Origin of the sequence: Bradyrhizobium sp. CCGUVB1N3 (assembly GCF_024199925.1) — a bacterium.
Classification (GTDB): Bacteria; Pseudomonadota; Alphaproteobacteria; order Rhizobiales; family Xanthobacteraceae; genus Bradyrhizobium.
In genome coordinates, this window is sequence record NZ_JANADR010000003.1 from 168,943 (window position 1) to 192,908 (window position 23,966).

General features: G+C 63.2%; 6 protein-coding genes and 3 pseudogenes. 6 read left to right on the plus strand and 3 right to left on the minus strand.

What is annotated here, in order from left to right; all coding sequences use genetic code 11:
- Positions 1–2 precede the first annotated feature (2 nt).
- Both NLM33_RS49080 and NLM33_RS49085 read left to right on the plus strand, forming a co-directional pair.
- Positions 3–16,961, plus strand: a pseudogene (locus NLM33_RS49080) (non-ribosomal peptide synthase/polyketide synthase); the annotation flags it as partial.
- Positions 16,958–18,505 (plus strand): hypothetical protein, encoded by a 1,548-nt coding sequence (locus tag NLM33_RS49085; protein ID WP_254106695.1) that lies wholly within the window; start codon positions 16,958–16,960, stop codon positions 18,503–18,505. The pseudogene NLM33_RS49080 and the gene NLM33_RS49085, both read left to right, overlap by 4 nt.
- 149 nt (positions 18,506–18,654) lie before the next feature.
- On the opposite strand, the gene NLM33_RS49090 is transcribed toward NLM33_RS49085, so the two are convergent.
- On the minus strand, positions 18,655–20,082 hold the full coding sequence (locus tag NLM33_RS49090; protein WP_371930207.1) for an MATE family efflux transporter: 1,428 nt from the start codon (positions 20,080–20,082) through the stop codon (positions 18,655–18,657).
- A 574-nt stretch (positions 20,083–20,656) separates the two neighbouring features.
- On the opposite strand from NLM33_RS49090, the pseudogene NLM33_RS49095 reads away from it, so the two are divergent.
- Positions 20,657–20,962, plus strand: a pseudogene (locus NLM33_RS49095) (transposase); the annotation flags it as partial.
- Here NLM33_RS49095 and NLM33_RS49100 read toward each other — a convergent pair.
- Positions 20,906–21,153, minus strand: a pseudogene (locus NLM33_RS49100) (IS110 family transposase); the annotation flags it as partial. The pseudogenes NLM33_RS49095 and NLM33_RS49100 sit on opposite strands and share 57 nt — an antisense overlap.
- Positions 21,154–21,388: 235 nt before the next feature.
- Here NLM33_RS49100 and NLM33_RS49105 point away from each other — a divergent pair.
- The 3 genes from NLM33_RS49105 (at position 21,389) to NLM33_RS50205 (ending at position 23,071) form a co-directional block, all read left to right on the plus strand.
- Entirely contained in the window at positions 21,389–21,703 is a 315-nt protein-coding gene (locus tag NLM33_RS49105; RefSeq protein ID WP_254106698.1) for a hypothetical protein, read from the plus strand.
- Positions 21,704–21,864: 161 nt separating this feature from the next.
- Positions 21,865–22,737 (plus strand): aldose 1-epimerase family protein, encoded by an 873-nt coding sequence (locus NLM33_RS49110; protein ID WP_254106701.1) that lies wholly within the window; start codon positions 21,865–21,867, stop codon positions 22,735–22,737.
- 79 nt (positions 22,738–22,816) lie between these two features.
- Positions 22,817–23,071, plus strand: coding sequence for a hypothetical protein (locus tag NLM33_RS50205; protein WP_254106758.1), 255 nt, complete (start codon positions 22,817–22,819; stop codon positions 23,069–23,071).
- Positions 23,072–23,377: 306 nt separating this feature from the next.
- Here NLM33_RS50205 and NLM33_RS49120 read toward each other — a convergent pair whose 3' ends face one another.
- Positions 23,378–23,818, minus strand: a complete 441-nt coding sequence (locus NLM33_RS49120; protein ID WP_254106704.1) for a hypothetical protein — start codon at positions 23,816–23,818, stop codon at positions 23,378–23,380.
- Positions 23,819–23,966 lie beyond the last annotated feature (148 nt).

The window sequence follows — 23,966 nt, forward strand, 5'->3', positions numbered from 1 at the left end:
GAACAGCTACGTTGATACCAAAGGTTGGGCGCGAAGAGCCACTTGCACTGTCCTTTGCGCAGCAGCGGCTGTGGTTCTTGGCGCAGCTGGATGAGACCGGCACGCACTATCACGTTCCGCTGGCGTGGCGGCTGGAAGGTGTGCTCGACCGCAGCGCCTGGCAGCGCAGCCTTGACTGTTTGCTGGCGCGTCATGAGGCGCTGCGCAGTATTTTTGTCGCCGACGAGGGCAGGCCCAGGGTTGAGGTTTTGCCGCCGGATATGCCGCTTCCGGTGCTGCAGCACGATCTGCGCGACAGGGTAGATGCGGAGGCTGCGCTGTCTGATCTGTGCCATGAAGAGGCGCGCGCGCCGTTCGATCTGGCACGTGGCCCACTGATCCGCGGCCGGCTGATCCGGATGTCGGATGAGGAGCACGTCTTCCTGCTGACGCAGCATCATATTGTCTCGGACGGCTGGTCGCTGGGCGTGTTGGTGCGTGAGCTCAGTCAGCTGTACCGGGCGTTTGTGGCCGGAGAGGACGATCCGTTGCCGCCGCTTGCGATCCAGTATCCGGACTATGCCGCCTGGCAGCGACAGTGGCTGTCGGGCGAGCGGCTCTCGAACCAGGCGCAGTATTGGCGCAATGCCCTGTCGGGCGCACCGGCGCGTCTTGCGTTGCCGACGGACCGTCCGCGGCCGGCCGAGCAGTCGTTTGCCGGGGCCAGTGTTCCTGTTGTCATCGATGCGGATCTGACGCGGGACTTGAGGCGGCTGAGCCGGCAGCATGGCACGACGTTGTTCATGACGGTGCTGGCGGCATGGGCCGCGGTGCTGTCGCGTCTGTCGGGGCAGGACGACATCGTCATTGGCGTGCCGAGCGCCAATCGGGGCCGGGGCGAGATCGAAGAGTTGATCGGCTTCTTCGTCAACACCCTGGCGCTTCGGCTGGACCTGTCGGGCGAGCCGAGCGTGTTGCAGCTTCTGGAACGGACGCGGCGCACGGCACTGGCTGCGCAGGAGCATCAGGACCTGCCGTTCGAGCAGGTCGTCGAGATCGTCAAGCCGCCCCGGCATCTCGATCACACGCCGTTGTTCCAGGTGATGTTGGCCTGGCAGAACAACGCCGTCAGGTCGTTCGACCTTGCCGGGCTGAGCGTGGAGGCTGCCGGGGAAGGGCTCGATCAGGTCAAGTTCGATCTGGAGCTGAGTCTAGGCGAATGTGATGAGGTCATAACCGGAAGGTTTGATTATGCCACGGCGCTGTTCGATGAAGCGACGATCGAGCGGCAGCGTGGTTATCTGCTGGCGCTGCTGCGGGCGATGGTTGCCGATGCCGGGCAACCGGTCGGCCGCATCGACATCCTGCCGGCCGACGAACGCGCGTACTTGCTGGAGGAGCTGAACCGGACGGCGGCGGCGTATCCGTCGGAGCGGTGCATCCACGAGCTGTTCGAAGCGCAGGTCGCCAAGACGCCGGATGCGGTGGCGGTGGTCCATGAGGACGAGCGCGTAAGCTATGGCGAGCTCAATGCGCGGGCCAACCGCCTGGCGCATCACCTGATCGCGCGCGGGGTGAAGCCGGACCAGCCGGTTGCGATCTGCCTGCAGCGCAGCGTGGCGATGGTGGTGGGGCTTTTGGCAATCCTCAAGGCGGGTGGTGCGTATCTGCCGCTGGACCCGACCTATCCGTCGGCGCGGCTCAAGCAGGTTCTAAACGATGCGGCGCCGCCTCTGCTGCTGGCCGATGCGGCGGGACGATCCGCGCTGGGCGCCGCGGCGCTGGCCGATGTGAACGTGGTGGCCCTCGACACGGCAATGCCGGTGTGGGCAAACCTGCCGGCCTCCGATCCGGACCCGCGCGCACTCGGCCTCACATCGCGCCACCTCGCCTATGTGATCTACACCTCCGGCTCAACCGGCATGCCAAAGGGCGTCATGGTCGAGCATAAGAGCGCCGTGAACCTGCTGCATTGGAGCGGCGGAGTGTTCGCCCCCTCAGAGATCAGCCGCATGCTGTTCTCCACCTCGATCAGTTTTGATCTGTCTGTCTATGAATGCTTCGTTCCGCTTTCGCAAGGAAGCACGCTCTACCTTGTCGAGAATGCACTGGCGCTGGCGGAGAGGCCTTTGGATGTCTCCATGATCAACACAGTGCCCTCGGCGATCGCCTCTCTGGTCGACAAAAAAGCAGTACCGGCTTCGACAAGCGTGGTTAATTTGGCAGGTGAGCCGCTGAAGGCTGGTCTGATCGAGAAGATATTCGAGAGCAGCCACGTCCAGAAGATTTGTAATCTGTATGCTCCTTCCGAGACGACGACGTACTCAACCTGGATCTGCATGCCAAGGGGGGACGCTGTCGTCGAGACGATCGGCCGGCCGATCGCGAACACGCAGGTGTATCTGCTGGATGGTCATGGAGCGCCTGTTCCGTTCGGGGCGGTGGGCGAACTCTACATTGGCGGAGCGGGGGTCGCGCGCGGCTACCTGAACCGTCCCGCGCTGACGGCGGAGCGGTTCATCGCCAGTCCCTTTGTGGAAGGCGACCGGCTGTACCGGACCGGCGACCTTGCGCGGTATCTGCCGGACGGCAATCTGGAGTTTTTGGGCCGCAGCGACGACCAGGTGAAGATCCGCGGCTTCCGGATCGAGCCGGGCGAGATTGCGGCGCGGCTTGTTGAGCACGCATCGGTGCGCGAGGCGGCGGTGGTGGCGCGCGAGGATCGCTCTGGCGAGAAGCGCCTGGTCGCCTATGTGGTGACGGCTGACGAGGATGCCGGCGAAGCTGAGGCGGCCGAGCTTGCCGGCACGTTGCGCACGCATCTCGGTGCGCGGCTGCCGGAGTACATGGTGCCGTCCGCGTTCGTGCGGCTTGCGGTGCTGCCGCTGACGGTGAACGGCAAGCTGGACCGCAAGGCGCTGCCGGCTCCGGAGGATGATGCGTATGCGCGTCGCACCTATGAGGCGCCGCGGGGCGAGATTGAGACGGCGCTGGCGCAGATCTGGGCGGAGCTTCTGGGGCTGGAGCGGGTCGGCCGGCACGACAACTTCTTCGAGCTGGGCGGCCACTCGCTCCTGGCCGTGCGGTTGTTGAGCCGGGTCTCGCAAGCTGTTGGCCTCGCCCTGCCGCTAACGACGCTGTTTGCCAAACCGGTGCTGGCCGATCTGGCCGAGAGCATCGTGGATGAGTTGAGCCGCTCCGGTCCACAAGAGCTGCCGGCCATTGTGGCTGTGTCGCGCGAAGAGCCGCTTGTGCTGTCCTTTGCGCAGCAGCGGCTGTGGTTCTTGGCGCAGCTGGATGAGACCGGCACGCACTATCACGTTCCGCTGGCGTGGCGGCTGGAAGGTGTGCTCGACCGCAGCGCCTGGCAGCGCAGCCTTGACCGCTTGCTGGCGCGTCATGAGGCGCTGCGCAGTGTTTTCGTCGCGTCGGAGGAGGAGCCTTGGGTTGAGGTCTCGTCGCCGGATGCGGGGCTGCCGGTCATAGAGCATGATTTGCAGGGTAGGCCGGATGCGGAGGCTGCGCTGTCTGATCTGTGCCATGAAGAGGCGCGCGCGCCGTTCGATCTGGCACGTGGCCCGCTGATCCGCGGCCGGCTGATCCGGATGTCGGATGAGGAGCACGTCTTTCTGCTGACCCAGCATCATATTGTCTCGGACGGCTGGTCGCTGGGCGTGTTGGTGCGTGAGCTCAGTCAGCTGTACCGGGCGTTTGTGGCCGGAGAGGACGATCCGTTGCCGCCGCTTGCGATCCAGTATCCGGACTATGCCGCCTGGCAGCGACAGTGGCTGTCGGGCGAGCGGCTCTCGAACCAGGCGCAGTATTGGCGCAATGCCCTGTCGGGCGCACCGGCGCGTCTTGCGTTGCCGACGGACCGTCCGCGGCCGGCCGAGCAGTCGTTTGCCGGGGCCAGTGTTCCTGTTGTCATCGATGCGGATCTGACGCGGGACTTGAGGCGGCTGAGCCGGCAGCATGGCACGACGTTGTTCATGACGGTGCTGGCGGCATGGGCCGCGGTGCTGTCGCGTCTGTCGGGGCAGGACGACATCGTCATTGGCGTGCCGAGCGCCAATCGGGGCCGGGGCGAGATTGAAGGGTTGATCGGCTTCTTCGTCAACACCCTGGCGCTTCGCCTCGACCTGTCGGGGGAGCCGAGCGTGTTGCAGCTTCTGGAGCGGACGCGGCGCACGGCACTGGCTGCGCAGGAGCATCAGGACCTGCCATTTGAGCAGGTGGTGGAGATCGTGCAGCCGCCGCGTCGTCTGGATCACACACCATTGTTCCAGGTGGGGCTGGCCTGGCAGAACAACGCCGTCAGGTCGTTCGACCTTGCCGGGCTGAACGTGGAGGCTGCGGGGGATGGATATGATCAGGTCAAGTTCGATCTGGAGCTGAACTTAAGCGAGCGCGGCGAGGTCATCGCCGGAACGCTGGGCTATGCGACGGCGCTGTTCGATGAAGCGACGATCGAGCGGCAGCGTGGTTATCTGCTGGCGCTGCTGCGGGCGATGGTTGCCGATGCCGGGCAACCGGTCGGCCGCATCGACATCCTGCCGGCCGACGAACGCAGCTATTTGCTGGAGGAGCTGAACCGGACGGCGGCGGCGTATCCGTCGGAGCGGTGCATCCACGAGCTGTTCGAAGCGCAGGTCGCCAAGACGCCGGATGCGGTGGCGGTGGTCCATGAGGACGAGCGCGTAAGCTATGGCGAGCTCAATGCGCGGGCCAACCGCCTGGCGCATCACCTGATCGCGCGCGGGGTGAAGCCGGACCAGCCGGTTGCGATCTGCCTGCAGCGCAGCGTGGCGATGGTGGTGGGGCTTTTGGCAATCCTCAAGGCGGGTGGTGCGTATCTGCCGCTGGACCCGACCTATCCGTCGGCGCGGCTCAAGCAGGTTCTAAACGATGCGGCGCCGCCTCTGCTGCTGGCCGATGCGGCGGGACGATCCGCGCTGGGCGCCGCGGCGCTGGCCGATGTGAACGTGGTGGCCCTCGACACGGCAATGCCGGTGTGGGCAAACCTGCCGGCCTCCGATCCGGACCCGCGCGCACTCGGCCTCACATCGCGCCACCTCGCCTATGTGATCTACACCTCCGGCTCAACCGGCATGCCAAAGGGCGTCATGGTCGAGCATAAGAGCGCCGTGAACCTGCTGCATTGGAGCGGCGGAGTGTTCGCCCCCTCAGAGATCAGCCGCATGCTGTTCTCCACCTCGATCAGTTTTGATCTGTCTGTCTATGAATGCTTCGTTCCGCTTTCGCAAGGAAGCACGCTCTACCTTGTCGAGAATGCACTGGCGCTGGCGGAGAGGCCTTTGGATGTCTCCATGATCAACACAGTGCCCTCGGCGATCGCCTCTCTGGTCGACAAAAAAGCAGTACCGGCTTCGACAAGCGTGGTTAATTTGGCAGGTGAGCCGCTGAAGGCTGGTCTGATCGAGAAGATATTCGAGAGCAGCCACGTCCAGAAGATTTGTAATCTGTATGCTCCTTCCGAGACGACGACGTACTCAACCTGGATCTGCATGCCAAGGGGGGACGCTGTCGTCGAGACGATCGGCCGGCCGATCGCGAACACGCAGGTGTATCTGCTGGATGGTCATGGAGCGCCTGTTCCGTTCGGGGCGGTGGGCGAACTCTACATTGGCGGAGCGGGGGTCGCGCGCGGCTACCTGAACCGTCCCGCGCTGACGGCGGAGCGGTTCATCGCCAGTCCCTTTGTGGAAGGCGACCGGCTGTACCGGACCGGCGACCTTGCGCGGTATCTGCCGGACGGCAATCTGGAGTTTTTGGGCCGCAGCGACGACCAGGTGAAGATCCGCGGCTTCCGGATCGAGCCGGGCGAGATTGCGGCGCGGCTTGTTGAGCACGCATCGGTGCGCGAGGCGGCGGTGGTGGCGCGCGAGGATCGCTCTGGCGAGAAGCGCCTGGTCGCCTATGTGGTGACGGCTGACGAGGATGCCGGCGAAGCTGAGGCGGCCGAGCTTGCCGGCACGTTGCGCACGCATCTCGGTGCGCGGCTGCCGGAGTACATGGTGCCGTCCGCGTTCGTGCGGCTTGCGGTGCTGCCGCTGACGGTGAACGGCAAGCTGGACCGCAAGGCGCTGCCGGCTCCGGAGGATGATGCGTATGCGCGTCGCACCTATGAGGCGCCGCGGGGCGAGATTGAGACGGCGCTGGCGCAGATCTGGGCGGAGCTTCTGGGGCTGGAGCGGGTCGGCCGGCACGACAACTTCTTCGAGCTGGGCGGCCACTCGCTCCTGGCCGTGCGGTTGTTGAGCCGGGTCTCGCAAGCTGTTGGCCTCGCCCTGCCGCTAACGACGCTGTTTGCCAAACCGGTGCTGGCCGATCTGGCCGAGAGCATCGTGGATGAGTTGAGCCGCTCCGGTCCACAAGAGCTGCCGGCCATTGTGGCTGTGTCGCGCGAAGAGCCGCTTGTGCTGTCCTTTGCGCAGCAGCGGCTGTGGTTCTTGGCGCAGCTGGATGAGACCGGCACGCACTATCACGTTCCGCTGGCGTGGCGGCTGGAAGGTGTGCTCGACCGCAGCGCCTGGCAGCGCAGCCTTGACCGCTTGCTGGCGCGTCATGAGGCGCTGCGCAGTGTTTTCGTCGCGTCGGAGGAGGAGCCTTGGGTTGAGGTCTCGTCGCCGGATGCGGGGCTGCCGGTCATAGAGCATGATTTGCAGGGTAGGCCGGATGCGGAGGCTGCGCTGTCTGATCTGTGCCATGAAGAGGCGCGCGCGCCGTTCGATCTGGCACGTGGCCCGCTGATCCGCGGCCGGCTGATCCGGATGTCGGATGAGGAGCACGTCTTTCTGCTGACCCAGCATCATATTGTCTCGGACGGCTGGTCGCTGGGCGTGTTGGTGCGTGAGCTCAGTCAGCTGTACCGGGCGTTTGTGGCCGGAGAGGACGATCCGTTGCCGCCGCTTGCGATCCAGTATCCGGACTATGCCGCCTGGCAGCGACAGTGGCTGTCGGGCGAGCGGCTCTCGAACCAGGCGCAGTATTGGCGCAATGCCCTGTCGGGCGCACCGGCGCGTCTTGCGTTGCCGACGGACCGTCCGCGGCCGGCCGAGCAGTCGTTTGCCGGGGCCAGTGTTCCTGTTGTCATCGATGCGGATCTGACGCGGGACTTGAGGCGGCTGAGCCGGCAGCATGGCACGACGTTGTTCATGACGGTGCTGGCGGCATGGGCCGCGGTGCTGTCGCGTCTGTCGGGGCAGGACGACATCGTCATTGGCGTGCCGAGCGCCAATCGGGGCCGGGGCGAGATTGAAGGGTTGATCGGCTTCTTCGTCAACACCCTGGCGCTTCGCCTCGACCTGTCGGGGGAGCCGAGCGTGTTGCAGCTTCTGGAGCGGACGCGGCGCACGGCACTGGCTGCGCAGGAGCATCAGGACCTGCCATTTGAGCAGGTGGTGGAGATCGTGCAGCCGCCGCGTCGTCTGGATCACACACCATTGTTCCAGGTGGGGCTGGCCTGGCAGAACAACGCCGTCAGGTCGTTCGACCTTGCCGGGCTGAGCGTGGAGGCTGCCGGGGAAGGGCTCGATCAGGTCAAGTTCGATCTGGAGCTGAGTCTAGGCGAATGTGATGAGGTCATAACCGGAAGGTTTGATTATGCCACGGCGCTGTTCGATGAAGCGACGATCGAGCGGCAGCGTGGTTATCTGCTGGCGCTGCTGCGGGCGATGGTTGCCGATGCCGGGCAACCGGTCGGCCGCATCGACATCCTGCCGGCCGACGAACGCGCGTACTTGCTGGAGGAGCTGAACCGGACGGCGGCGGCGTATCCGTCGGAGCGGTGCATCCACGAGCTGTTCGAAGCGCAGGTCGCCAAGACGCCGGATGCGGTGGCGGTGGTCCATGAGGACGAGCGCGTAAGCTATGGCGAGCTCAATGCGCGGGCCAACCGCCTGGCGCATCACCTGATCGCGCGCGGGGTGAAGCCGGACCAGCCGGTTGCGATCTGCCTGCAGCGCAGCGTGGCGATGGTGGTGGGGCTTTTGGCAATCCTCAAGGCGGGTGGTGCGTATCTGCCGCTGGACCCGACCTATCCGTCGGCGCGGCTCAAGCAGGTTCTAAACGATGCGGCGCCGCCTCTGCTGCTGGCCGATGCGGCGGGACGATCCGCGCTGGGCGCCGCGGCGCTGGCCGATGTGAACGTGGTGGCCCTCGACACGGCAATGCCGGTGTGGGCAAACCTGCCGGCCTCCGATCCGGACCCGCGCGCACTCGGCCTCACATCGCGCCACCTCGCCTATGTGATCTACACCTCCGGCTCAACAGGATCGCCCAAGGGCGTCATGGTCGAGCATCGGGGGATGGTCAATTACCTGTGCTGGGCCTGCCATGCTTACGCGCCCAGATCATCCTCCGTGGTCTCTTCGCCTGTCGCATTCGATGCGACAATAAACAGCCTGTTTGCACCTCTCATTCACGGCGGCTATGCAGATCTTCTAACGGAGGGCGATGAGGTTGAGGGGCTAAAAGCAAAGATCAGCTCGGAGTGCGGGCTGATCAACATCACCCCGAACCATCTGGATGCTCTTGGGCAACAGATGCTGGCGGACACCGCCGCCAGTCAAGTTGGAACGTTTATCATCGGCGGTGAAGCGCTGTCGCATTCGACAGTGGAGTTGTGGCGCCGGATCCAGCCCACCGCCAGGATGGTCAACGAATACGGCCCAACCGAAACCGTTGTCGGCTGCATCTTCCATGACATTGCGACAGAATTAACTCTCGCGACGAACGTCCCGATTGGGCGTCCGATCGCGAACACGCAGGTGTACCTGCTGGATGGTCATGGAGCGCCTGTTCCGTTCGGGGCGGTGGGCGAACTCTACATTGGCGGAGCGGGGGTCGCGCGCGGCTACCTGAACCGTCCCGCGCTGACGGCGGAGCGGTTCATCGCCAGTCCCTTTGTGGAAGGCGACCGGCTGTACCGGACCGGCGACCTTGCGCGGTATCTGCCGGACGGCAATCTGGAGTTTTTGGGCCGCAGCGACGACCAGGTGAAGATCCGCGGCTTCCGGATCGAGCCGGGCGAGATTGCGGCGCGGCTTGTTGAGCACGCATCGGTGCGCGAGGCGGCGGTGGTGGCGCGCGAGGATCGCTCTGGCGAGAAGCGCCTGGTCGCCTATGTGGTGACGGCTGACGAGGATGCCGGCGAAGCTGAGGCGGCCGAGCTTGCCGGCACGTTGCGCACGCATCTCGGTGCGCGGCTGCCGGAGTACATGGTGCCGTCCGCGTTCGTGCGGCTTGCGGTGCTGCCGCTGACGGTGAACGGCAAGCTGGACCGCAAGGCGCTGCCGGCTCCGGAGGATGATGCGTATGCGCGTCGCACCTATGAGGCGCCGCGGGGCGAGATTGAGACGGCGCTGGCGCAGATCTGGGCGGAGCTTCTGGGGCTGGAGCGGGTCGGCCGGCACGACAACTTCTTCGAGCTGGGCGGCCACTCGCTCCTGGCCGTGCAGCTGATGGAGCGTCTGCGACGGCTGTCGCTTGGGATCGAGGTGCGGACCTTGTTTGCCAAGCCGGTGCTGGCGGATCTGGCGGTGAGCCTTGGCAGTCATCATGAGGTGACAGTCCCGGCCAACCTGATCACGGAGAGAAGCACGGCGATCACGCCGCAGATGCTGCCGCTGATTGAGCTGGCGCAGGGCGAGATCGACCGGATCGTCGCCACGGTGCCCGGTGGTCTCAGTAACGTCCAGGATATTTATGCCTTGTCGCCGCTGCAGGACGGCATCCTGTTCCATCATCTGTTGGCGAGCCGCGGCGATCCGTACCTGTTGGTCTCGCAGATGGCCTTTGCCCACCGTGGCTTGCTGGAGCGCTATCTGGCCGCAGTTCAGCGGGTTGTGGACCGGCACGACATTCTGCGCACGTCGTTTGTCTGGGAGGGCCTGTCGGGCCCGGCCCAGGTGGTGTGGCGGAACGCGCCGCTGGAGGTGACCGAGGTTGAGCTGGATGCGTCCGCTGGTCCTGGCCCCGAGCAGCTCAGGCGCCGGTTTGATCCGCGCCAGCACCGCATCGATCTAGGGCTGGCGCCCTTGTTGCGGTTTGTGATCGCGCGCGAGCCCAGCAGCGGGCGCTGGCTGCTGCTTCAGCTGCAGCATCATTTGATCGGGGATCACACGACCTCGGAAGTGATGCATGCCGAGGTGCAGGCCGCGCTTGACGGACGCGAGCATGAGCTGAGAGCACCGCAGCCGTTCCGCAACCTGGTGGCGCAGACGCGCCTGGGCGTTGATGCAAAGGCGCATGAAGAGTTCTTCCGCTCGTGGCTCGCCGACATCGACGCGCCGACCACGCCGTTCGGCTTGAGCGAGGTGCGCGGCGACGGCAGTGGGGTCGGCGAGGCGCGCCGGATGCTGCCGCAAGAGCTCAACGATCGGTTGCGGGCGCAGGCGCGGCGGCTGGGCGTGAGCCTGGCGAGCCTGTGCCATCTGGCGTGGGGCCAGGTGGTGGCGCGCAGCAGCGGGCGCGAGCAGGTGGTGTTCGGCACGGTGCTGTTCGGCCGCATGCAGGGCGGCGCCGGCGCCGACCGCGCGATGGGCCTGTTCATGAACACCCTGCCGCTGCGGTTGGACTTGGACGGGACCGGGGTCGAGGCGAGCGTTCGGACCACGCATCGCCGGCTGGCTGAACTATTGGCACACGAACATGCCTCGCTGGCGCTGGCACAGCGCTGCAGCCGCGTTGCGACACCGGCACCGCTGTTCAGCGCGCTGTTGAACTACCGCCACAATACGCCGGCGGCGATCTCCGAACCGGATGATGTGCTCTCGGGCATGGAATGGTTGAGCGGGGAGGAACGCACCAATTATCCGCTGACGTTGTCGGTGGAGGATTTTGGCGAAGCGCTGGGGCTGACGGCGGACGCGGCGGAGCCGGTATGTCCGGACCGGGTCTGCGGCTACATGCAGCGCGCGCTTGCGCAGCTGGCTGAGGCGCTGGAGCGGACGCCGAACATGCCGGTGCGGGAGCTGGACATCCTGCCGGCCGACGAACGCGCGTACTTGCTGGAGGAGCTGAACCGGACGGCGGCGGCGTATCCGTCGGAGCGGTGCATCCACGAGCTGTTCGAAGCGCAGGTCGCCAAGACGCCGGATGCGGTGGCGGTGGTCCATGAGGACGAGCGCGTAAGCTATGGCGAGCTCAATGCGCGGGCCAACCGCCTGGCGCATCACCTGATCGCGCGCGGGGTGAAGCCGGACCAGCCGGTTGCGATCTGCCTGCAGCGCAGCGTGGCGATGGTGGTGGGGCTTTTGGCAATCCTCAAGGCGGGTGGTGCGTATCTGCCGCTGGACCCGACCTATCCGTCGGCGCGGCTCAAGCAGGTTCTAAACGATGCGGCGCCGCCTCTGCTGCTGGCCGATGCGGCGGGACGATCCGCGCTGGGCGCCGCGGCGCTGGCCGATGTGAACGTGGTGGCCCTCGACACGGCAATGCCGGTGTGGGCAAACCTGCCGGCCTCCGATCCGGACCCGCGCGCACTCGGCCTCAGCTCACGCCACCTCGCCTATGTGATCTACACCTCAGGCTCAACCGGCATGCCAAAGGGCGTCATGGTCGAGCATCGGGGGATGGTGCGTCTGGTGGCGGGAAACGATTTCGTTGAGATCTCGCCGCAGGACGTCTTTCTCAATGCCTCCTCGCCGACATTCGACGCGACCACGTTCGAGGTTTGGGGGGGCTTAGCGAACGGCGCTAGTGTTGTGCTCTATCCTGAACGTTACCCCTCCACCGCAACGCTGGCCCAGACCATCCAAGACCAAGGTGTCACTATAGCCTGGATGACGGCACGGTTATTTGATGTCTATGTCGGGGAGGGGTGCAGCATCAATCGGCTGCAGCATCTGCTGGTCGGGGGCGAAGAGGTCTCCGTCGTTTCGATCAGAGCATGTCAGAACCGATATCCGATGCTGAGGATTTCAAATGGCTACGGCCCGACAGAGAACACCACTTTCAGTCTCTGCTATCTTGTGCCAGCTGATTTCGATAACCAGAAGCGGGTGCCGCTCGGCCGACCCATTCGGAATTCGGTAGCGTATTTGTTGGACGAGCGACTACAGCCGGTGCCGCTGGGAGCAGTTGGTGAGATCTATGTCGGCGGAGCGGGGGTCGCGCGCGGCTACCTGAACCGTCCCGCGCTGACGGCGGAGCGGTTCATCGCCAGTCCCTTTGTGGAAGGCGACCGGCTGTACCGGACCGGCGACCTTGCGCGGTATCTGCCGGACGGCAATCTGGAGTTTTTGGGCCGCAGCGACGACCAGGTGAAGATCCGCGGCTTCCGGATCGAGCCGGGCGAGATTGCGGCGCGGCTTGTTGAGCACGCATCGGTGCGCGAGGCGGCGGTGGTGGCGCGCGAGGATCGCTCTGGCGAGAAGCGCCTGGTCGCCTATGTGGTGACGGCTGACGAGGATGCCGGCGAAGCTGAGGCGGCCGAGCTTGCCGGCACGTTGCGCACGCATCTCGGTGCGCGGCTGCCGGAGTACATGGTGCCGTCCGCGTTCGTGCGGCTTGCGGTGCTGCCGCTGACGGTGAACGGCAAGCTGGACCGCAAGGCGCTGCCGGCTCCGGAGGATGATGCGTATGCGCGTCGCACCTATGAGGCGCCGCGGGGCGAGATTGAGACGGCGCTGGCGCAGATCTGGGCGGAGCTTCTGGGGCTGGAGCGGGTCGGCCGGCACGACAACTTCTTCGAGCTGGGCGGCCACTCGCTCCTGGCCGTGCAGCTGATGGAGCGTCTGCGACGGCTGTCGCTTGGGATCGAGGTGCGGACCTTGTTTGCCAAGCCGGTGCTGGCGGATCTGGCGGTGAGCCTTGGCAGTCATCATGAGGTGACAGTCCCGGCCAACCTGATCACGGAGAGAAGCACGGCGATCACGCCGCAGATGCTGCCGCTGATTGAGCTGGCGCAGGGCGAGATCGACCGGATCGTCGCCACGGTGCCCGGTGGTCTCAGTAACGTCCAGGATATTTATGCCTTGTCGCCGCTGCAGGACGGCATCCTGTTCCATCATCTGTTGGCGAGCCGCGGCGATCCGTACCTGTTGGTCTCGCAGATGGCCTTTGCCCACCGTGGCTTGCTGGAGCGCTATCTGGCCGCAGTTCAGCGGGTTGTGGACCGGCACGACATTCTGCGCACGTCGTTTGTCTGGGAGGGCCTGTCGGGCCCGGCCCAGGTGGTGTGGCGGAACGCGCCGCTGGAGGTGACCGAGGTTGAGCTGGATGCGTCCGCTGGTCCTGGCCCCGAGCAGCTCAGGCGCCGGTTTGATCCGCGCCAGCACCGCATCGATCTAGGGCTGGCGCCCTTGTTGCGGTTTGTGATCGCGCGCGAGCCCAGCAGCGGGCGCTGGCTGCTGCTTCAGCTGCAGCATCATTTGATCGGGGATCACACGACCTCGGAAGTGATGCATGCCGAGGTGCAGGCCGCGCTTGACGGACGCGAGCATGAGCTGAGAGCACCGCAGCCGTTCCGCAACCTGGTGGCGCAGACGCGCCTGGGCGTTGATGCAAAGGCGCATGAAGAGTTCTTCCGCTCGTGGCTCGCCGACATCGACGCGCCGACCACGCCGTTCGGCTTGAGCGAGGTGCGCGGCGACGGCAGTGGGGTCGGCGAGGCGCGCCGGATGCTGCCGCAAGAGCTCAACGATCGGTTGCGGGCGCAGGCGCGGCGGCTGGGCGTGAGCCTGGCGAGCCTGTGCCATCTGGCGTGGGGCCAGGTGGTGGCGCGCAGCAGCGGGCGCGAGCAGGTGGTGTTCGGCACGGTGCTGTTCGGCCGCATGCAGGGCGGCGCCGGCGCCGACCGCGCGATGGGCCTGTTCATGAACACCCTGCCGCTGCGGTTGGACTTGGACGGGACCGGGGTCGAGGCGAGCGTTCGGACCACGCATCGCCGGCTGGCTGAACTATTGGCACACGAACATGCCTCGCTGGCGCTGGCACAGCGCTGCAGCCGCGTTGCGACACCGGCACCGCTGTTCAGCGCGCTGTTGAACTACCGCCACAATACGCCGGCGGCGATCTCCGAACCGGATGATGTGCTCTCGGGCATGGAATGGTTGAGCGGGGAGGAACGCACCAATTATCCGCTGACGTTGTCGGTGGAGGATTTTGGCGAAGCGCTGGGGCTGACGGCGGACGCGGCGGAGCCGGTATGTCCGGACCGGGTCTGCGGCTACATGCAGCGCGCGCTTGCGCAGCTGGCTGAGGCGCTGGAGCGGACGCCGAACATGCCGGTGCGGGAGCTGGACATCCTGCCGGCCGACGAACGCAGCTATTTGCTGGAGGAGCTGAACCGGACGGCGGCGGCGTATCCGTCGGAGCGGTGCATCCACGAGCTGTTCGAAGCGCAGGTCGCCAAGACGCCGGATGCGGTGGCGGTGGTCCATGAGGACGAGCGCGTAAGCTATGGCGAGCTCAATGCGCGGGCCAACCGCCTGGCGCATCACCTGATCGCGCGCGGGGTGAAGCCGGACCAGCCGGTTGCGATCTGCCTGCAGCGCAGCGTGGCGATGGTGGTGGGGCTTTTGGCAATCCTCAAGGCGGGTGGTGCGTATCTGCCGCTGGACCCGACCTATCCGTCGGCGCGGCTCAAGCAGGTTCTAAACGATGCGGCGCCGCCTCTGCTGCTGGCCGATGCGGCGGGACGATCCGCGCTGGGCGCCGCGGCGCTGGCCGATGTGAACGTGGTGGCCCTCGACACGGCAATGCCGGTGTGGGCAAACCTGCCGGCCTCCGATCCGGACCCGCGCGCACTCGGCCTCACATCGCGCCACCTCGCCTATGTGATCTACACCTCCGGCTCAACCGGCATGCCAAAGGGCGTCATGGTCGAGCATAAGAGCGCCGTGAACCTGCTGCATTGGAGCGGCGGAGTGTTCGCCCCCTCAGAGATCAGCCGCATGCTGTTCTCCACCTCGATCAGTTTTGATCTGTCTGTCTATGAATGCTTCGTTCCGCTTTCGCAAGGAAGCACGCTCTACCTTGTCGAGAATGCACTGGCGCTGGCGGAGAGGCCTTTGGATGTCTCCATGATCAACACAGTGCCCTCGGCGATCGCCTCTCTGGTCGACAAAAAAGCAGTACCGGCTTCGACAAGCGTGGTTAATTTGGCAGGTGAGCCGCTGAAGGCTGGTCTGATCGAGAAGATATTCGAGAGCAGCCACGTCCAGAAGATTTGTAATCTGTATGCTCCTTCCGAGACGACGACGTACTCAACCTGGATCTGCATGCCAAGGGGGGACGCTGTCGTCGAGACGATCGGCCGGCCGATCGCGAACACGCAGGTGTATCTGCTGGATGGTCATGGAGCGCCTGTTCCGTTCGGGGCGGTGGGCGAACTCTACATTGGCGGAGCGGGGGTCGCGCGCGGCTACCTGAACCGTCCCGCGCTGACGGCGGAGCGGTTCATCGCCAGTCCCTTTGTGGAAGGCGACCGGCTGTACCGGACCGGCGACCTTGCGCGGTATCTGCCGGACGGCAATCTGGAGTTTTTGGGCCGCAGCGACGACCAGGTGAAGATCCGCGGCTTCCGGATCGAGCCGGGCGAGATTGCGGCGCGGCTTGTTGAGCACGCATCGGTGCGCGAGGCGGCGGTGGTGGCGCGCGAGGATCGCTCTGGCGAGAAGCGCCTGGTCGCCTATGTGGTGACGGCTGACGAGGATGCCGGCGAAGCTGAGGCGGCCGAGCTTGCCGGCACGTTGCGCACGCATCTCGGTGCGCGGCTGCCGGAGTACATGGTGCCGTCCGCGTTCGTGCGGCTTGCGGTGCTGCCGCTGACGGTGAACGGCAAGCTGGACCGCAAGGCGCTGCCGGCTCCGGAGGATGATGCGTATGCGCGTCGCACCTATGAGGCGCCGCGGGGCGAGATTGAGACGGCGCTGGCGCAGATCTGGGCGGAGCTTCTGGGGCTGGAGCGGGTCGGCCGGCACGACAACTTCTTCGAGCTGGGCGGCCACTCGCTCCTGGCCGTGCGGTTGTTGAGCCGAGCGCGAGATCTTGGTCTGCAGTTTAGCGCCGCGGATCTCTTCCAGACTCCTAGTCTGAAGGAACTTGCGGCGAGAGTAGAGTTAGACCCGCACCGTCACCCAGCCGGAGTGCTATCCGTTCGTGTGATGGGATCGCAACCCCCACTTTTCTTTGTTCCGACAGGTCTGGGAGATTATTCATATGTCCTTAGCTTGGCGCAAGAAATGGACATAGACTGTCCTGTTTATGCTCTGCCATGGTCGTCTTTCGACGAACTGTATCCACCAACTCTTGAAGCGATAGCCGCGCAAGTAATCTCGGTGATTAAAGAGATTCAGCCGAAAGGCCCGTATCGTTTCGCCGGGTATTCCTCGGGAGCCATCTTGGCTTACGCAATTGCCCAGCGCTTGCTAAGCATCGATGAAACCGTCTCATTCATGGCTTTCATCGATGTTACGCTACCTGCAAACCCATTGAGCATGTCGCAAGCTCAAATAGTACTGGAGATGGTGTTGGACCCTTTGGAGTCATTGGATGATGAGCGCTTTAAAGTCCTGGAGGGCTTTGCTGGAGAAGGTTCAATCGCCCAATTGCTCGAAAAAGCGCAACAAGTTGGAGCGATGCCTCTAAGTCGCGATTTCCATAGTGACTATCTCATGTACGAAAAAATTGCCCAATTCCAACGGGCGTTGCAGTTGTATCAAATGCCAGCTCTGTCAGTCAAAGTACATCAGTTTTATGCCACTGAGCCTCTCCTCAGTCGTCGGGCCCGACAAGCCGAGAGCTCAATGGATCGAGAGGCAAGTTCGCCCATGCGGGGCTGGGACCAAGTTTTGAATGCTGAAGCCATTCATGTCGTACCCATTCCAGGCAATCACATGACGATGATGAGTGTTCCGGAAAATCGCCGAGTTCTGGCACGATCCTTGTCCACGGCCTTAAATAGCTCGCCAACAACCTACCTCTGCAACAATAAACGTTCGGATATGGAATCATGACGCGGCTCTTCCACGCTGGCTCTTATCTTCCGCCAACTAACGAATTGTTGACTGAGGGGGGCGATGAGCGGATTCAACTTGACCCGAGGGGAGTGACCAATAAATACGGGTGCCAACCTAGCCCCGACAGCGGCCTGCTTGCATTTGGTTCTGCGACGGCGTCCACGATCTCTGAAGCTGGATATTTTGCGGCTGAGCAGATCCGAAGCAGGCTGTTGGCGACCTTGCATGGCGATAACGCAGCAGAAATCTATTTGGCGGAGATCTCCAGGATACGCAACGAATTCCTTGATCTCTACGGCCTAAGACAAGTTTCCAGAGTTGAGGCCATTGTGTGTCGGTCTGCGACGGACGCTCACATGCTCGCCGCGAAACTAGTGGCCGGAAGCCCTGCCGCAAAGATGTTGGCAATTATGGTTCAATCATCGGAGACCGGGAGCGGTGTCGCGGACGCTTTGACTGGAGCTATGCATCCTCAGTACGCAGCCCAGGATGCTTCGGGTGCAACAGGTAACCTCCGCAACTCCATTGATGTTGAAATGATCGCGATTCGCACCAAAGACTGCAGGCTCCGATCGATTGCGACCATTGATGATGAACTCGAAGCGATGGTATCAAGGGCTGTGACGCGGTACGATCGTATTCTAGTCGTGCTGACCGACCTTTCGAAAACTGGAGTGTTGGCTCCGAGTCCCACTCGGGTGCTAGATCTAAAGCGTCGCTGGCCTGATGCCATCGAAATTCTTGTCGATGCAGCTCAGTTCCGTTTGGCGGCAAGCACGTTACAGAGCTATCTCACCGCGGATTGTCTTGTGGTCATCACTGGGTCCAAGTTTGTGGGCGGTCCCGCATTTTCCGGGATGTTACTAATTCCAGCGGCGGCTGCGTGCCGCTTGATGAAGCACCCCGTGAATTTCTCGCTCAGTGAGACTAGCGCACGCGCGGAATGGCCACAACATTGGCCTGGCGTCCGCTCACTTGACCATGTCAGTAACTTTGGACTGCTTTTGCGCTGGGAGGCTGCCCTCGCGGAATTGCGCGCCTTCTGCGCTATTCCAGACCAGGATGTTGGAAAGGTCGTCCAATCTTTTCGCGATGCGATTGGCTCCTGGCTCGGCGAGGCCTGTCATTTTGATCTGCTAGAACAACCGGGCTTGCATCGCTTTCCCTCGGTGGCCGGAGAGCCGTGGGATCGGATGCCGACGATCTTTCCTTTCCTTTTGTTTCGAAGCGATCAGGGAGCAGGACGAAAGCCGCTGCCTGCCAAAGAGGTCAACAAAGTCTACATGCAGATGAGGGAACCCCTGGTCACGGCAGAGGGCTTGCCGGAGAAGTCCAAGACATTGGCTTCGCGCTGCGAATTGGGGCAGCCGGTTCTCTGTGGCGAGTTGGAGGGAACGGCCGTGGCTGCTCCGCGTCTATGTCTTAGCGCGAGATTAATCGTGGAAGCAGTCGCTGCCCGAGATCGAGGTCTCAACTGCCTGATCGAACGAGGACTCACTTTGCTTGAAAAGGCCGCTTTCCTCGCCAGCAACATGTCCTAGGTCTCATAACATTTGAGCCGCGGGGCATCCACTTTTCCAAGAATGCGTTGACGGTGGTGTCGAGCGCCCTGACCTTCGGCCCGCCGCGCCAGCCGGCGCAAACCGCTGCAAAATCCGTTCGAACCCGAACCGGCCGCGATCGTATGCGCTCAAGCATCGCTTGTGAAAACGAGTCTGCTCGTCAGCCGCCACAAACGCATGACAAGGAGCGCCGCGTAGACGGCCGTCCCGATTGATAAGCCAATCCAAATACCGATTGCGCCGAGGCCCATTTTCAAACCGAGCAGGTAGCTGAGGGAAAGGCCGACCAGCCAATAAGCGATGCCAGCGAACAGAAGCGGCACGCGCGTGTCCTTCAATCCGTGAAGGCTGCCCGCAGCGATGCTCTGCACGGCGTCGGTAACAAAAAAGCTTGCGCCGACCAAAAGCAGCTCTGCAGCGAGTCCAATCGTCGCGCCGGCATTTATGGACGATTCGCCCAAAAATAACTCAGCGATCTCAAAACGGGCCGCGATCACCGCAAGGGTCACAACTGCAGTGATTGCGACACCGAACAACATCGCGACCAGACCCGCGCGCTTAACGGCAGAGACGTCATTGCGGCCTGCAGCGTGTCCCACCCGCACGGTCGCCGCCATGCTGATGCCGAAGGGAATCATGAGCAAAATCGTGGCAACCTGGACGGCGATCTGGTGGGCTGCAAGCGCAGTGGTGCTGGTCGCGGCTACCAGGAAGGCCGAAGCAGAAAAAAATCCAGACTCGATCAGAATGGCCATGGAGATCGGCGTCCCGACCCCAAACAGCTGCCGCATCAGGGGCCAATCGAGGCGCCAGAGATCTGCAAGCACGTGGTAGTCATGGAAAGGTCGACGCTTGGTGACGAACCACAAGGCGGTCAAAAACGTCGCGCAGTTCACCATCGTCGTCGCAAGACCCACTCCTAACAGTCCGAGCTGTGGCAGCCCAAGCTGGCCGCAGACCAAGAGAAAGACCAACAGCGCATTGATGGGAATTGCCACCAGCGTGATCCACAAGGCTGGCTCGGGCCGGTTAATCGCAGCCATGAAACTACGGACGGCGGAGAACCACATGGCTGGCAGCGCGCCCCAGGCGAGCCCAAACAAATATTGCTGCGCAAGCCGAGCCGTTTCCGGAGGGGAGCTGAGTGCAAGCAGAAGTTCTTCGCCATACAGCGGAAAGGCCATCATTGGCATCCACAGTAGGAGCGCCGCCCAGAATCCCGTACGTAGGCAGCGTGCTACCAGAGCCGGATTGGCTGCGCCAAAAGCCTGAGCCGAAAGCGGCGCCACTGCTGACACCACGCCTGAGGCGAAGGTGAGGCTGATGGACAAGACTGTGCCCGCCAGCACTGCCGCTGCCATCGCTTCGGCGCCGATCCGTCCAATGAACGCAAGATCGGTCGTCATCATCGCGATTTGCCCGAGCTGAGTCAGCGCCATTGGGAACGCGAGTCTCGCTGTTTCGCTGAGCTCGACAGCGAGGTGATGGCAAGCCATCCATCTTGGCAGTCCATACCGCAAACGTGACGTCGCATTTGTTCCGGTTATCTTTTCCATAGAGGTTCTGCTCGGTTGGCTTCTTGTAAAGCAAACCGCTTCACTGAGAGCATCCTCCTTCCGCTCTGGTTCGCGACGGCACCCGATACGGACCCACTATCCAGCGTGGCAGCGAAGCGCAGGCGAGCTCCTGTCCTACATTGGCGCCGGTTTCTGGCGAATTTCGACAAGCACCAGGGACTATGCCGGGCCGTATTGGTTCGACTGCAATCCTATTAAGTGGAGCGTTCGCCATTTTTGTTACTCGTTGAAAGCTTCTGCGCGAGAGACGTCGTCCCGATTTCGAGATCGTACAATTCAACGCTACGTGCGATTCAAGCCCCCTCAAGAGCCCCTTGTGTGCTTGGGCCGAAACCGAAAAAGAGAGCAGACGTGCGCATTATTGATGCTGGAGTCATCGACTTTTCGAGAAGCACTAAGGCTACGAGAAGAGCTCAAAGCGAAGTTCTTTCGTGCTCAATCGGATCTGGCCAGGTACAAGGCGGAGTTGTCGAAACTCGAGCAAAGGGTGGTGAGGGATCTGGTGAACCGCCCCGGGTTTGCCGGAGGCTCCAACTCCTGAGAGGATGGAGCCATGACGAGCAAGACGACGAACAAGTTTTCACCCGAGGTCCGGGCCCGTGCGGTTCGGATGGTTCTGGACCACGCGAACGAGCATCCGTCGCGCTGGGCGGCGGTGACCTCGATTGCGGCCAAGATCGGCTGCACGCCGCAGACGCTGCATGACTGGGTCAAGAAGGCCGAGATCGACAGCGGGCAGCGGGCCGGCGTTCCGACCGACATGGCCGAGAAGCTGAAGGCGCTCGAGCGGGAGAACCGCGAGCTTCACATGCCGTGTCTCGAGCAAAACCGCATCGCGTCCGCCGGCCACAAGCCCGGCACGCAGCCACTGCGACAACGGCCCTGCTTCGAGCCCAATGCGGCTGACAGCTAATCCAGCTCGTCGAAATAGCCAATAAGCACCTCAGGCTCGCTGGCGACCTTGACCTCGCGGACGACCTTGCCAGTCCCGTCAACAACGCAGATGCTGCTCTCTTTCAAAGACACGTCGATCCCCGCATAATAGTCCATGGCTGTTCCTCACTTGATGCCTGGAGCCGATCATTCGGACTCCGTTTCAACATCATCATTCTGAGGGACAGCCACATAACCTGGCTAGCCTCGCGAAGGCCGGCCCATTACGGCATCTAGCATCCTGCCAGCGACCGCGGCGACGTTCGCGAAGACCCTCGGCAAGACCGCGACGGTCGGCGAGCCGCGTACCACGCATCGGCGAACTCGTCGGCCCTATAAGACCAGAGTTCGCATGCCGTCCAAGCTCGACCCGCATATTGCCGCGATCGAAGCGTGGCTCGCAGAGCAGCCACAGCTGACGGCGCTCGCAATTGTCGGCCGGCTGCGAGAGAAATACCCCGAGGAGTTTGGAAAGAGACAGCATTCGATTGTGCAACGTCTGCTGAGGGCACTCAGACGGAGGGCTGCCGAACGGTTGGTCGCCCAGGGCCCACTCGACGACGCCACGACCACTGCCCCATTGCCCGGGGCTGTGGACGACTCGGGCTATATAGGGCCTGACCCGCCCACAGCCCCTCTCGTCGAGCAAGTCGGGAAAGCCATCTAACGCGACCGATCAATCGACATCGGATCGCCATCGGCAATGGCGCCATCAGGGTAACATTCGCAGATGCGGCAATACGCGGGGCCCAGTCCAATGCCGATTGACAGGCTGGCGTGACGAGCGCAAAGCTCAGATATCGTCCTGGACCCCGGGAATGCTCGTGAATGCTTGTAAGCCTCGAAAGCGGCGCCGCTCGCGCCTGCGTCGACCTCCATGGTGGCGAACTGCGCAGCTGGTTCGTCGGCGGCCGCGAACTGCTCTGGAATGCAGATCCTGTCTGGTGGGATCAGTCCGCGCCGATATTGTTTCCGATTGTCGGATCGGCCAGCGGAGGTCAGATTCGGGTCGATGGCAGCGGGAGGCCGATGGCCGTCCACGGCTTCGCACGGCAGCACGAGTTCGCCGTGTCGGGCCGCGATCCCGCCAGCATAACAGTCACGCTAACAAGCAATCAGGAGATCCGAAAGGTCTATCCGTTCTGGTTCCAGCTCTCGGTCACCTATGCACTCGCCGGCTCGTCATTGACGGCCAGCTTTTCTATTGCGAATCTGGATCGCCGGAGCATTCCTTATGCGCTCGGCTTTCATCCGGCTTTCCGCTGGCCGTTCGACGATGTTCCCAGGCACGAATACAAGATCCGGTTCGAAGCAGAAGAGAGCCCGCTGGTTCCCGAGGTCACGTCCGACGGACTTATATCGGCACGGAGAAGACTCCTGCCGATCAAAAGACGGATTCTCGATCTCGCGGACGAACTCTTCACGTCCGATGCGATGTGCTTTCTGAATGCCAGGAGCGGCTGGTTCAGTCTTGACGCCGGTGGCAGCGGCTCCTGCATCACGCTTGAAGCCACCGGCTTCCCGCATCTGGCGCTGTGGTCACGGCCCGGTGCGCCCTTTGTCTCGATGGAAACGTGGACGGGCCATAGTGACCCCGAAGGGTTCACCGGGGACTCGTTCGAAAAGCCGTCGATGCGCATCCTCGCTCCGGGCGAGACTGCAGATCATTGCGTTCGATTGTCGTTTCGCACGGCCGATTGATCGCGGGCCTCTCGGCGTTAGGCATTCATGTCCAGCCGAACGGCAAGGCCTGTACTTCGGCTTCTGCCAGACCCCCGTGGTGCTCACGAACCTGGAAGCATGGATCCGCCGAAGATTACGCATGTATCTTTGGCGGCAGTGGCGGAACGGGTACAATCGCTTCAAGGAACTGCGCCGTCGTGGCGTCTCAAATATCCAAGCAGCGACTACCGCCAGTTCAGCATCGACGGGGCCCTGGCGCATGTCAGGACATCCGGTAATCCAGAAAGCCCTGCGCAACCACGCGTTCGATCAACTCGGGCTTCCCCGACTCTACGTGCCCGCCGAAGCATAACTCGGTCGAACCGCCATGGTACGGACCCGTATGCCTGGTGGTGTGAGAGTTGCGCCGTGCATGTGCAAGTGCGTTGAACTCTGTCGCCTGAGATGGCGGCCGCGGTAAAGCCTAGCGAGCAGCCGCGAACCGAGTCTTACGTGGTGTCCGGTAACGGCCACTGCGAAGCGTAGACAGGGAGGTTGTAGGCCGGAATAAAGTGAACGGGAAAATAGCCCCGAAATCGAACGTGATCGGAGTGGCTGTGAATGCTGATCGAAAAATGACCCCCATCGGCGTCGTCGGGACCCCTTCAGGCCATTGATTTCATTGAATTGAAATGATGGGACCCCCACGCCGATCATGGTTGAGACCCCACGCCGAAAAACAGAGCTTGGCCGGGTTCTCGACGCGCGTGCGGCAAGCCGTCCGCAGGATACGCACGAAGCCGCTCTTGCCGCTCCCATTACGGCCATACACGATCGTTAAGGCCTTCGGGCAAAAGGTGAGGCCGGCCTTCGGAACCAGACGGTTGATGTTTTCGACGTTGGCGATGCCTTTCAGGATGATGGGCTGATGCTTCCCACCCCCGAAATGGGCCTTCGCAAACGGGACGGCGCCGGGGGGTGCGCTCGCAAGGCTGAAGCCCGCGGCGGTCTTGACCATGGCGAGCAACTCGCCAAGGTCCGTGTCCGTGAGGTCATTGCTGATCGCGAGCCGCCGCAGTGCGTCCTGTTTCCAGGATGAGAGCTTCTTGGCCCAGTCCAAGACGTCGTCGATCGGCTCTGCAGTCATCACCATCCCCCCCGGACAGATAACAAGCTATTCGTGTGATTCTTGCGGGTAACCCGGCTCCGTTGAGCTATTTCAATATCACGCTGATTGCCCAGCGCGTAAGGTCCGGCGGACGCGCAGG

Excerpts from the sequence above, each read along its gene's own strand:
- NLM33_RS49105 (WP_254106698.1), top strand. The coding sequence starts at position 21,389 with ATGCCGTCCAAGCTCGACCCGCATATTGCCGCGATCGAAGCGTGGCTC.
- NLM33_RS49110 (WP_254106701.1), top strand. The coding sequence starts at position 21,865 with ATGCTTGTAAGCCTCGAAAGCGGCGCCGCTCGCGCCTGCGTCGACCTC.
- NLM33_RS49090 (WP_371930207.1), bottom strand. The coding sequence starts at position 20,082 with ATGGAAAAGATAACCGGAACAAATGCGACGTCACGTTTGCGGTATGGA.
- NLM33_RS49085 (WP_254106695.1), top strand. The coding sequence starts at position 16,958 with ATGACGCGGCTCTTCCACGCTGGCTCTTATCTTCCGCCAACTAACGAA.